At 32.9% G+C, this 11,960-nt stretch carries 14 protein-coding genes and 1 tRNA gene; 5 read left to right on the forward strand and 10 right to left on the reverse strand.

Going from position 1 to position 11,960, the window contains the following annotated elements; all coding sequences use genetic code 11:
- The first annotated feature begins 60 nt into the window (after positions 1 to 60).
- A complete protein-coding gene (locus LPB248_RS09445) occupies positions 61 to 1,425 on the forward strand; it encodes a saccharopine dehydrogenase family protein (RefSeq protein WP_177211214.1) in 1,365 nt (454 codons plus the stop codon).
- Positions 1,426 to 1,591: 166 nt separating this feature from the next.
- Here LPB248_RS09445 and LPB248_RS09450 read toward each other — a convergent pair whose 3' ends face one another.
- The 7 genes from LPB248_RS09450 to LPB248_RS09480 form a co-directional block, all read right to left on the reverse strand.
- Entirely contained in the window at positions 1,592 to 2,806 is a 1,215-nt protein-coding gene (locus tag LPB248_RS09450) for a M56 family metallopeptidase (protein ID WP_255462906.1), read from the reverse strand.
- 52 nt (positions 2,807 to 2,858) lie between these two features.
- On the reverse strand, positions 2,859 to 4,058 hold the full coding sequence (locus LPB248_RS09455) for a M56 family metallopeptidase (protein WP_177211215.1): 1,200 nt from the start codon (positions 4,056 to 4,058) through the stop codon (positions 2,859 to 2,861).
- On the reverse strand, positions 4,055 to 4,429 hold the full coding sequence (locus LPB248_RS09460; protein WP_111425991.1) for a BlaI/MecI/CopY family transcriptional regulator: 375 nt from the start codon (positions 4,427 to 4,429) through the stop codon (positions 4,055 to 4,057). Before LPB248_RS09460 ends, LPB248_RS09455 begins: the two co-directional genes overlap by 4 nt.
- On the reverse strand, positions 4,426 to 5,388 hold the full coding sequence (locus tag LPB248_RS09465; RefSeq protein ID WP_177211216.1) for a DUF6624 domain-containing protein: 963 nt from the start codon (positions 5,386 to 5,388) through the stop codon (positions 4,426 to 4,428). Before LPB248_RS09465 ends, LPB248_RS09460 begins: the two co-directional genes overlap by 4 nt.
- A 115-nt stretch (positions 5,389 to 5,503) precedes the next feature.
- Positions 5,504 to 6,469 carry a DUF6624 domain-containing protein gene (locus LPB248_RS09470; protein ID WP_177211217.1) on the reverse strand — a complete coding sequence of 322 codons (966 nt, stop codon included), beginning with the start codon at positions 6,467 to 6,469 and terminating at the stop codon, positions 5,504 to 5,506.
- A gap of 19 nt (positions 6,470 to 6,488) precedes the next feature.
- On the reverse strand, positions 6,489 to 6,920 hold the full coding sequence (locus LPB248_RS09475; RefSeq protein WP_177211218.1) for a hypothetical protein: 432 nt from the start codon (positions 6,918 to 6,920) through the stop codon (positions 6,489 to 6,491).
- Between the two features lie 219 nt (positions 6,921 to 7,139).
- Entirely contained in the window at positions 7,140 to 8,528 is a 1,389-nt protein-coding gene (locus LPB248_RS09480) for a dipeptidase (RefSeq protein ID WP_177211219.1), read from the reverse strand.
- 110 nt (positions 8,529 to 8,638) lie between these two features.
- Here LPB248_RS09480 and LPB248_RS09485 point away from each other — a divergent pair.
- Together LPB248_RS09485 and LPB248_RS09490 are read left to right on the forward strand one after the other, a co-directional pair.
- Positions 8,639 to 8,720 (forward strand) — tRNA-Leu (locus LPB248_RS09485).
- A 144-nt stretch (positions 8,721 to 8,864) separates the two neighbouring features.
- On the forward strand, positions 8,865 to 9,515 hold the full coding sequence (locus LPB248_RS09490) for a hypothetical protein (RefSeq protein ID WP_177211220.1): 651 nt from the start codon (positions 8,865 to 8,867) through the stop codon (positions 9,513 to 9,515).
- 322 nt (positions 9,516 to 9,837) lie between these two features.
- Here the strand turns inward: LPB248_RS09490 and LPB248_RS09495 are convergent, their stop codons facing one another.
- The gene (locus LPB248_RS09495; RefSeq protein ID WP_177211221.1) at positions 9,838 to 10,077 is read right to left on the reverse strand and encodes a hypothetical protein; all 240 of its coding nucleotides are present in this window, start codon (positions 10,075 to 10,077) and stop codon (positions 9,838 to 9,840) included.
- A gap of 87 nt (positions 10,078 to 10,164) precedes the next feature.
- Between LPB248_RS09495 and LPB248_RS09500 the strand changes: the two genes are divergently transcribed.
- Positions 10,165 to 10,395 carry a helix-turn-helix domain-containing protein gene (locus LPB248_RS09500; RefSeq protein WP_177211222.1) on the forward strand — a complete coding sequence of 77 codons (231 nt, stop codon included), beginning with the start codon at positions 10,165 to 10,167 and terminating at the stop codon, positions 10,393 to 10,395.
- 70 nt (positions 10,396 to 10,465) lie between these two features.
- Positions 10,466 to 10,927 (forward strand): YcxB family protein, encoded by a 462-nt coding sequence (locus LPB248_RS09505; RefSeq protein ID WP_218279826.1) that lies wholly within the window; start codon positions 10,466 to 10,468, stop codon positions 10,925 to 10,927.
- A gap of 54 nt (positions 10,928 to 10,981) precedes the next feature.
- Here the strand turns inward: LPB248_RS09505 and LPB248_RS09510 are convergent, their stop codons facing one another.
- Both LPB248_RS09510 and LPB248_RS09515 read right to left on the reverse strand, forming a co-directional pair.
- Positions 10,982 to 11,338: a GIY-YIG nuclease family protein gene (locus tag LPB248_RS09510; RefSeq protein WP_177211224.1), complete on the reverse strand. Its 357-nt coding sequence runs from the start codon at positions 11,336 to 11,338 to the stop codon at positions 10,982 to 10,984.
- Positions 11,339 to 11,342: 4 nt separating this feature from the next.
- Positions 11,343 to 11,933 (reverse strand): TetR/AcrR family transcriptional regulator, encoded by a 591-nt coding sequence (locus LPB248_RS09515; RefSeq protein WP_177211225.1) that lies wholly within the window; start codon positions 11,931 to 11,933, stop codon positions 11,343 to 11,345.
- Positions 11,934 to 11,960 lie beyond the last annotated feature (27 nt).

Consider the following 11,960-nt stretch of genomic DNA (forward strand, 5'->3'; position numbering starts at 1 on the left):
CTTTAATTTGAATTGTTATATTTATAACATTTAAATATATTTGTGTTAAATATTTAAGACATGAGAAACATTTTAATATTTGGAGCGGGAAGATCTGCATCTTCTTTGATTCGATATTTACTATCAAAATCTAATGAAGAAAAGCTGCATTTAACGGTAGCTGACCTTTCATTGCATCTTGCGAAAGCAAAAACACAAAATCACCCAAATGCCACTCCGCTTGCCTTAGATATTTTTAATGCCGACGAAAGAAAAAAAGCTATTGCAAATGCGTCAATCGTAATTTCAATGCTTCCCGCACATCTGCATATCGAAATTGCAAAAGACTGCCTTGAATTCAAAAAACATCTTGTTACAGCTTCTTATATCAGTGATGCCATGCAGGCTTTAAACGAAGAAGCGATCAAAAACAATTTGATTTTTATGAATGAAATTGGTCTTGATCCAGGAATTGATCATATGAGCGCCATGAAAGTTCTTGACGAAATTAGATCAAAAGGCGGTAAAATGCTTTTGTTTGAATCTTTCTGCGGCGGACTTGTAGCTCCCGAATCTGACAATAATTTATGGAACTACAAATTTACTTGGGCGCCAAGAAATGTTGTTTTGGCGGGACAAGGCGGTGCCGCAAAGTTTATTCAGGAAGGAACTTATAAATACATTCCGTATAGCGCTTTGTTTAGAAGAACTGAATTTCTGGAAGTAGAAGGCTACGGGAAATTTGAAGCTTATTCTAATCGCGATTCGCTTAAATACAGATCAGTTTACGGTTTAGATGATATTCTTACCTTATATAGAGGTACAATCAGAAGAGTGGGATATTCTCGCGCTTGGAATATGTTTGTACAGCTCGGGATGACTGATGATAGCTATGTTTTAGAGGGGTCAGAAAATATGAGTTATCGTCAGTTCATCAATTCTTTTCTTCCGTATCACCCAACAGATTCTGTCGAAATTAAAACTCGATTGATTCTAAAAATCGATCAGGACGATATTATGTGGGATAAACTTTTGGAACTGGATTTATTTAACCCAAACAAAAAAGTAAATCTGCCAAATGCCACTCCTGCTCAAATTTTAGAGAAGATCCTATCTGAAAGCTGGGCTCTTGAACCAGATGACAAAGATATGATTGTGATGTATCATAAATTTGGTTACGAACTGAATGGAAAGAAGAAACAAATCGATTCTAAAATGGTTTGTATTGGCGAAGACCAAACTTATACTGCAATGGCAAAAACAGTCGGACTTCCGGTTGCAATTGCCACTTTATTAATCTTAAACGGGAAAATTACAACTCCAGGCGTTCAGCTTCCAATTAAAAAGGAAGTTTACGAACCTATTTTGAAGGAGTTAGAAGAATACGGGGTCATTTTTAACGAACAAAATGTACCTTATTTTGGATACAATCCAGACTTGTTTTAGTCTAGATTGCATGTTTATTTTTAGAATTTTTTTTTTAATTAGTTTTTAATTTTATCCGCTTCTCCCATCAAGAAGCGGATTTTTTTATTTTGAGGTGCAAAGAGGCAAAGGTTCAAAGGCACAGAGAAAAACCTTTGAACCTTTGAACCTTTGCTACTCTGAACCTCTATTTCTCACTTTGAAGCGTTATAGGCAATGAATACAGCACTCGAACAGCCTGACCATTTTCAGTTGCAGGAATCCATTTTGGTGAAAGTTTCAAAACTCTTATTGCTTCATCTGATACTCCATAACCTAAATCTTTTACGACATTAAACTCAGACAGACTTCCATCTTTTTCGACCATAAACTCAATAAAAATTTTGCCATCCTTTTTTTGTTTCGAAAATTCTTCTGGCATTTTAAAATTTTGCCCCACAAACATATAGAACTTTTCTATTCCGCCAGGAAATTGTGGTTGTTTAACATCTGCCTTTTCATTAACACCAAGACTGTTTTTTCCATTAAAACTGGTTTGCGCAGTAGCTTCCGAATTAAAAGCAATTAACAATAAAAAAGAAACAACAGTTACAGAAGTCACTTTTAAAACCATTGCAATTGGCGATTTTTCTTTTGTCATCATAAGCAAACGTTTTTTGGTTATTTGATAATTGAGAGTACTTGCCAAAACGACAGTATGTTTATTTGAAGCAAATTGCAACAATAAGTTCTGATAGCTTTTAACTTCATCAAATTGTTTGTTTACGGCTTCATCGGCCAAAAATTCATGATTGAGCTTTATGGCTTTTTCAAACAAAACAAACATCGGATTAAACCAAAATACGATTTGCAAAACCTCAACAAAAAGAATATCCAAAGTATGTTTTTGCTCTAAATGTGCTTTTTCATGAGCGATTAATTCTGATGGAATTTTTCCATTTGCAAAATCTTCTTTGCTAATAAAAATAGCATTCCAGAAAGAGTGTGGCAAAATCGATTCTTTCATTAAAACAAGTTTCTGATTGTCTATAAATTGTACCGAATTCTTTTTCATTTTCAAGAAAAAAGAAGAAACATTTATAGCAAATCGAATCAGTAAAATTGTTGCAATAAGAACATAAATTGCACCTAAAAAGAAATATAGGATTTCATTGTATGACACTTCATTTAAGATTGATTGATTAGACACAATCATTATTTCATCCAGCTGAATTGTTTTAATTTTTGACGGAAAAAATGATGCAATCGAAAACAATTGCAGCGGAATAACCAAGCTAAAAATCAAACTTCCGAGAAGATAAGCACGATTAAAGCGAAACATTTTTTCGTTTTCTAACAACAATTTATATACTGCATAAAAAACAGCAAGCAATAAACCTGATTTTAAAAGATATGTTATCATTTTTTATTTTTTTCTGAATCGATTATTTACCTTTTTTAAGAATATTTTATTCTCAATGATTTTGTGGTCTTCTAAACATTGTAGTATCAAACTTCATATCTTGATAACCATAAGATTTTCTTCGTTCTTTTACTCTTCCTTCACTTTCACTAATTATAGCACTCACCTCAGAGCCAGATTCTTGTTTTTTATTTAAAGCTTCATTCTCTTTTACATCCTGCGTTTTTTTTGAAGCAACTGCTGGCCGAGACGAAACTTTGGCTTTCTTCTTGTCTGTTAACTTAACAGATTTTTCCTTTACAACCACGTTTTGTTTATCTTTTGAAACAACTGTTTTCTCATTAGAAGAATTTTTACTTGCACTACTTTTTACTTCTGTTTTCACTTCTTGCGCAACTGTTTTCATGCATAACAGCAACATTAAAATCGTGACTAGAGGCACTACAGCAATTTTCTTTAAAAACGCTGTGTTTTTTGATGTTCTTTTTTTCATCATTATTAATCGTTTTTTTGTTACTAAATAATTCAAATTACTGGCCAAGTAAATCGTTTGTTTCTCGCTTCCTTTTGTTAAAAGTAAATTTTGGTAAAACGGAACATTATTATAAGTTTTCACAATTTCCTGATCGGCAAGAAATTCGTGATTGAGTTGTATTGCTTTTTTATAAAACAAAAAGATCGGGTTAAACCAAAAAACAACTTTTAAAAACTCTATAAAGAGAATATCCAAAGTATGTTTTTGATGCACATGAACCAATTCGTGCGTGTACAATTCGGCTTCAATATTTTGCTTTTTATAATCTTCTAAATTGATAAAAATGTAATGCAAAAAAGTATGTGGCACTATTTTTTCTTTTACCAAAACCAATTTTGAATTCTCAAATTCTACATTTGGAGAATTGCCAATTCTGGAAAAAATCTTCCAAATGTTTCTTCCAAACCTTATTGCCATCAACAGCGTTACGATTGCGTATAAAGTCCATAAAAGAATGAATTTATAATCTACTTTTTCTGCTGTTTGATGAATCGACGTATTTAGTGCATAATGACTAATAGCAACTTGTCTTGAAAAATCTACAGGAATTTCTTTGATAGTTTCAAATGAAATAAACGGAATTGCAAAGGAAATCACAATTACAAAAAGCAAAAAGAATCTATTAAACTGATGCATTTTTTCTCGCTCTAATATCAAATGATAAAAAGCTAGAAAAACACATAAAGCGACTGTCGATTTTACAATAAAAGCTATCATTTTTTCTTTTTTTGAATTTCTGAATCGATTATTTTTTTAAGATCTTCCAATTCCGAAGACGATAAATTGGTTTCGGTCGTAAAAAACGAAGCAAATTGCGAAGCCGAATTATTAAAGAAATTACTAATTAGTCCTTTTACGTGTTTTGCAAAATAGTCTGTTTTCTTTACCAGCGGATAATATTCTCTCGAATTCCCAAATTCGTTATACGCTACAAACTTCTTATCGATCATTCGTTTTAAAAGCGTTGCCACGGTTGTTGTTGCCGGTTTTGGTTCCGGATACGCTTCCAGCAAATCTTTCATAAAAGCCTTTTCAAGCTTCCATAAATGCTCCATTAACTGTTCTTCTGCATTTGATAATTGTATCATGGTTTGATATTTTCAAGTTTTTCTATTTCTGGCAATTCTTTTTTATACTCTTCTAAATTCCAATCAATGTTTAATTTTACCGCATAGTCCGCCATTGTACCAAGTCCAACCTCAGCACGTCTTTTATCTACATTATCTGGATCTATCATTGGCGATATATACATTTTATTAGTCTTTTTATTCTTGGCAGCCTGACTTCCATAAATTTGCGGCCTTCCTTCTCTCAAAGCAACTCTATCTTCTAAATAAGCCAGATTTCCTGGATTGGCATTACCGTTTTTAACCGCCTCTCTCATCATAGGCAGATATTTTTGCTGATATTCTAAATCGGCATGCTGAATCACCAGAAACAAAGTCTGATTTCCCTGAGAGCCAACAACACTTTTCCCTAACCAGCCTTTTTCGTCCAATATTTTCATCACCTTAATAAGGTTAATACTGTCTTTTCTCTGCATGATTTTACCAATGCTGTCAATTTTCTTTTTATCAGGTTTTGAGGCTCTATAAACATTCATAAATTCTCCGCGAATTTCCTGATCTTCGGTATAAATTTCTGCAAGTTGTTTTTCTAGCACCTTATCGTAATTTGCTCCAATAACGTCTAATTTCTTCTGCAGTTTGTCAATTGTTTTATTCCATTCTTTTTCTGAGTACAAAGGTTTTAAATCATTGTCAATTTTAATATGCGACATATTTTCGTATCCGTTATCGATAGAAATATTCAGCCATTTAAATGCTTTTTTATTCCTTTTTGCCATAGAAGCAGAACAGCCTGCATTGTATAAATCTCGATTGTCTTTCTGTTCTATTTTAAAAGCTTTCTCATAATACGAAACAGACAACCCATAGTTTTTTGCCGTATAACAAGAATCTGCTTTATGAACCCATTCTTTATACGTTTGAGCATTTAAAAAGCCAAAGTTGATTACAATTAAAACAAAAACAATCGATTTTTTCATAAGTTAAATTTAGTCTTTTATTAAATTAATATATTCTCAGATTAATTATCTTTTGTCATGAATTTATTTTTATTATTTCGTTTTTCAATAACTCATTTATAATAATCATTCCTACTTAACCTTTTTTTTGACGAATGATTTTCTCCAGTTCTAGCAGTTCTTTTTTATAAGCTTCAACATCCCAAGTTGTATTCCAATATTTAAGATAATCCGATAAAGTTCCCAGTCCTACTGATGCTCTTCTTACATCTACATTATCAGGATCTTCAAGTGGAGAAACAAAAGGTTTCTTTGTAACCGGATGATTCATTACCTGACTTCCATAAATTTGCTTTCCTCCTGCACGTAAAGCTACCCTGTCTTCTAAATACGCTAAATTTCCTGGATTCGCATTACCATTTTTAACTGCCTCTCTCATCATAGGCAAATACTTTTGCTGATATTTCAAATCGGCATGCTGAATCACCAAAAACAAAGCCTGACTAGCCTGAGAGCCCACAACATCCTTTCCGACCCAACCTTTTTCGTCCAATATTTTGATAACTCTAATTAAATTTATACTGTCTTTATAACTCATAATTTTGCCAATACTGTCCAATGCTTTGCTTCCACGACCATCTGTTTTAATAATTTTCATGGCCGCACCACGAATATCCTGATCTTCTGCATAAATATCCAAAAGTTCTTTCTGTAACGGTTTATCATAGTTAACTTCAACAATATCTCTTTGCTTTTGAAATTTATCGATCATTTTTTTCCAATCTTTATCAGAATACAAAGATTTTAAATCATCATCTTTTTTCATATGAGCTATTTCTTCATATCCTTTATCAATTGCTAAATTGAGCCACTTAAATGCTTTTTTATGCTGCCTTGCCATAGAAGCAGAACATCCTGCATCATATAAATTCCTATAATCTTTCTGCTCTATTTTAAAAGCTTTTTCATAATACGAAACAGACAATTCATAGTTTTTCGCCGTGTAGCAAGAATCTGCTTTACGAACCCATTCTTTATACGTTTGGGCTTGCAAGAAAAGGCAGTTCATTAAAAGAAAAGAAAGCGTGATTAATTTTTTCATGGTTTAGAGGTTAGTTTGTCTATTTAATATTTTGTTCCGAAATCAATTCTCCTTTATCGTAATTCTTAATTCCTTTTAATTTTCCTTTATCCGAATAAAACTTCCATTCTCCAAAATAAAACCAATGCGTTTCAACCGAATTCGTTTCTAATTTTGTTTTCCCTTTCGATTCCAGTTTTCCGTTTTCGTAATAGCTTTTTACGATACAGATTCTGTTTTTATATTTCTCTGTTTTATAGATTTTTCCGTTAATGTACGATTTCCATTTTTTTATCGGAAGATCGTTTTTATAATATTCATACGATTTATAATTTGTACCATCCTGCGTATAATTATCAATCCAAACGCCTTCTTTTTTCTTGTCAATTTTCTGATTGATCGGTTTGCTTTTACAGCTCAAAAGCATTGAACCCAAAAGAAATAACAAAAAGATATTTTTCAAATTTACCATTGCTCTACAATTATAGATTCGTTTCTACAAATGTAGAGTTAAATTTTAAATGTGCAAGAAAAAAGTTTCTTTTTTTAGAAGCAAAGGTTCAGAGATGCAAAGTGGCAAAGGTTTTCCTTTTGAATCTTAAAACCATTTTAAACAAAAAAAATCCGCTCATTTCTGAACGGATTTATATAAAACTTTGCACCTCTGTGCCTTTGAACCTTTGTCCCTTTTTTACTTACTTAATTCCACAAAATACTTGTAAAACAACGGAATAGTCTCAATACCTTTCAAGTAATTAAAGATTCCGAAATGTTCATTTGGTGAGTGAATAGCATCGCTGTCTAAACCAAATCCCATTAAGATGGTTTTACTTTTTAATTCTTTTTCAAACAAAGCCACAATCGGAATACTTCCTCCAGAACGAACCGGAATTGCAGGAACTCCAAACGTTTCTGTATACGCTTTATTTGCTGCCTGATATCCGATGCTGTCAATTGGCGTAACATAACCTTGACCACCGTGGTGAGGCGTTACTTTTACTGTAACTCCAGCTGGAGCAAGACTTGTAAAATGTTTTGTGAAAAGTTCTGTAATCTCTTCCCATTCCTGATTTGGAACCAAACGCATCGAGATTTTAGCGAAAGCTTTACTCGCAATAACCGTTTTAGCACCTTCGCCAGTATAACCGCCCCAGATTCCGTTTACGTCTAATGTCGGACGGATTGAGTTGCGCTCGTTGGTTACATATCCTTTTTCGCCATAAACATCGGCAATGTTTAAAGCATTTTTATATTTTTCTAAGCTAAAAGGCGCTTTTGCCATTTCTGCTCTTTCTTCTGCAGATAATTCTTCTACTTTATCGTAGAAACCTGGAATTGTAATATGATTGTTTTCGTCGTGAAGCGAAGCAATCATTTTTGCCAAAATATTAATTGGGTTCGCCACAGCTCCACCGTATAAACCTGAATGCAAATCGCGGTTTGGACCTGTAACTTCTACTTCAACATAGCTCAAACCTCTTAAACCTGTCGTGATAGACGGCTGTTGGTTAGAGATCATTCCTGTATCTGAAATCAAGATTACGTCGTTTTTCAGTTTTTCCTGATTGCGCTCTACGAACCAAGCCAAACTTGCAGAACCTACTTCTTCCTCGCCTTCGATCATGAATTTTACGTTACAAGGCAATGTATTGCTTTGTACCATTAGCTCAAGCGCTTTTACGTGCATGTACATCTGACCTTTGTCGTCACATGCTCCACGAGCGAAGATTGCGCCTTCTGGGTGAATATCTGTAGTTTTAATAACCGGTTCAAAAGGTGGTGAAGTCCATAATTCTAATGGATCTGGCGGTTGTACGTCGTAGTGGCCGTAAACTAAAACCGTTGGAAGATTTGGATCTATAATTTTCTCTCCGTAGATAATTGGGTAACCTGGAGTGTCGCAAGTTTCGACATAATCGCATCCTGCTTTTGATAAACTTTCTTTTACAGCCTCTGCTGTGTCAATAACATCTTGAGAATATGCAGTGTCGGCAGAAACCGACGGAATCTTCAATAATTCGATCAATTCATTGATAAACCGATCTTTATGTTGTTGAACGTAGGACTTAATATTTTCCATTTAAATTATTTTTATAGAAACCCAAAAGTACAAAAAAGAGAATTAAAAAAAATTTTCAAAAAATGCTTTGATAATTCAAAAGTATGCCTATCTTTGCACCCACAATTACCGCGGATATGGCGAAATTGGTAGACGTGCCAGACTTAGGATCTGGTGCCGCAAGGCGTGTAGGTTCGAGTCCTATTATCCGCACTAAAAGAAGCTTCTGAAGATTTTTCAGAAGCTTTTTTGTTTTTGGTGCATTTTTTTTTGATCTCTAGAATTTTTAACCTCTTTTAATTAATTATATTAGCCAGCCAAAGTTAAAAATGTTTTTTAAATTCAAAAAAAATGAGAATGACCTTTTGGCAAACAATAATATTAGGATTAATTATATTTGGAGGTCTTGTAACAACATTTGTTGCTGCCTATCAATATTGGGATAGTGCAATTTCTGGCAATCAAAATGCGGAACAACAGGAACAAATCCAAAAAAATCTAATAGGAGATAAAAATTTGCCGCTAATAATTATTGGTAAAGGCAAAAGCGGAAAAACTGACCAAACCATAGAATATTATCTTTTTTCTTTTCAAATAACCAATAGAGGAAATACACCCATAAGAGGAGCTAAAGCATTGATATGGGATCCATATCATTCAGTTTTAAATGAAAGTATTGTATACCATGAAGATGGAAATAATCCTAATTCCTTTACATCTAGAACAAAGCCATATGCTGATCCAGAAGGTGCTGAACGCAACAAAACAATAGGAAATTTGCCCGCACAAAATGGATATACCGAATTCTACAAAACAGAACTACCTCAAAAAGTGAGAGACTTTCGATATCAGATAAAGATTGAATGGGACAATGGGTTTGTTTATTTTTGGCTAAAAGGCTCAAATGATGCATTGGACAAGAATGACATCCCATTATTAACAATAGAAGGTTATCAAGATTATCTTGGCAATAGAGAAAATAAATGCATTAGTTTCATCAATAATTAATCCCAAATCCGTCTAGTTTTGTCATTCCGAGGAACGAGGACACGAGCGATAGCGAATTGGCGAAGCAATCACACGCGTATATCTACAAAGATTGGCGATTTTATTTGCGGAGTTTCTAGTGTGATTTCTCGTTCCTCGAAATGACAAACTACGTCGGAATTCATCTTTATCAAATCATCTTGACGAAAGGAGCTTTTCAGCATCACCAACAGGTTGTCAAACTATGAAAAAATTGCGGAAATCACTCTGGAATTTTTTGTCGGTTTTGCTTTTGGTTTCTCCTTTCGTCGAAATGAAGATATTTTTAAAACGTTATTTTCTCTTATTCAACTTCCAGATACGGATGCAAAATTTCGGCTAATTCATTCAGCCAATAAAAACCTTTTTCTAGGTTTTCTCTTTGGGCATAAGCATATCCTCTTTCATCATCTTTCATAACAACTAACGCAATTGCATAATTTAATTGCCGAATTGCTTTTGCCAAATCTTTAGCATCAATAACATTACTAAAAAAATCTAAGAGTCTTTTTTCTGTTTCTTTCGAAAGATCGTTTGTAGCCATTGTCTTATTTTTTAAATGTGGTAAATATAATACTTTTGAACACATAAATGTAACCAAGACAAAAATAAATCTTAAGAATTTTGAAATATGGATATTTCAGAAGAAACCTTTATTGCAAATCTTGGGACTCACATAAGACAATTGCGTGAAAAAAAAGGCTTATCACAACAAGCTTTGGCTGATGATTGTGATATCAAAAAAAATCAGATAGGCAGAATAGAAAGAGCTGAAATAAATACGACTGTAAAAACTCTTATAAAAATCGCCAATGCTTTGGATATCAAACCTAAAGAATTGTTTGATTTTCCTTTGAAATAAAACCTTAAAATTTTCCTTAGTCTCAATGATTAAAACCAAAAAATTTCAACTTACAAAAAAAGAATATTTCATGTTCCTCGTTAGACTTGAATTAAAAAGACGAGGATGGTTATTTCTTTTTATGTGGATCTTTTCTACTTTCGTTCTTTTTACTGGAAAGAAAGATTCTTTTAGCATTTTTATTATAGTCGTTGGTTTTATGTATCCTGTTCTTACGATTTATAAATATTGGATTTTTGCAAATTCAAAAGACAATAAGATTATTTTCTACGAAAGACAACATGAAATATTCTCAGATAGAATTATTTCTGGAATGGGGGAAATATCTAATAGTACAGTTCCTATGCAAAATTTTGTAAAAGTTTTCGAACTAAATGACCTCTATCTTTTATACTACACCAAAGGACAAGCAATCTTCCTTCCAAAACGAATTTTTGAAACTCAAGAAGATGAAAATTGGTTTAGAAATGAAGTTTTTTTGAAGATTAAAAACAAACAGATTTCGGCTAAAGCCCTTCCCTCTCAAACATAAAAAAACCTCCAGCTAAAGCAGGAGGCAATTCATAAAACCTAATGCCTTAATAGGCTATTTTTTCTTTTTGTTATATCCTTTTTCATCAAAAGGCATTATTTCATCCAAAAACATTTGCTCTAAAAGTTTCAAATCTTTTGGGTCAGATTTTACAGCCGTATCATTTTCTTTTATTTCACTCAGGATTTCAAATTCGAATTTGCCCTCTCCAAGTTCTTTCCAGTCTTTTTGAAGTTCTGCCACAGGATGATTCCCGCAGTTAAGCTGAAATTTTTGGCGTTTAAAAATAGCATCAAGATCAGCACTGCTGTCTATATATACTTTTTTGTTTACGGTATTTCGTATTTGAAAAACACCTTTTTTGAACTTCATTTCCTTGTATTCGTCTCTAAGTTCTTTTTTGGTTTTCATGCGCTTATTTTTTCATTGTTTTTTCTATTTGCGATTTTAAATTTTTAGTAAAATCACCATAATCAGACGGATAATTTCGGTTTAAATACAGCAGTAAAATCCCCGTAATTAAACCATTAAGTTCTTTTACTATTTCCTGAACTTCTTCGGCTGTAAAACTCTTTTGATCAATGCAATATTGAAATTCTTCTTGACAGAGTTTTTCGAGAAAAGAGGAAATTAATTCTGATATTCTGGCATTTTCAGCCGAATTAGGAAGTTTTTCGATAAAAAAGATTTCAAAAACACTTGGATATTGTACAAAATAATCGGCGTAAGAAATCGCAGTCGCAATAATTTTCTTTTCGCCTCTTTCTGTATCTTTAGTTTTATCTTCAACATATTCCTGGCATTCCTGCTGAAAATCTTTCACACAAAAAAAAATAAGTTCTTTTACATCTTTAAAATAATTGTAAAGTGTAGCAAACGAATATCCCGCCTTTTCGGCTATACTTCTTACACTTAAAGCCTGAATGCCTTCTCCTTTTAAAATTTCTTTTGTAGCCTGAATGAAATAATCTTTCATTCTCTGCTCTTGTATTTCTTTTCTGCTCATATTGTAAACATAATTATAAAATATGAA

This window comes from Flavobacterium sp. LPB0248, assembly GCF_013388355.1.
Taxonomy (GTDB): Bacteria; Bacteroidota; Bacteroidia; order Flavobacteriales; family Flavobacteriaceae; genus Flavobacterium.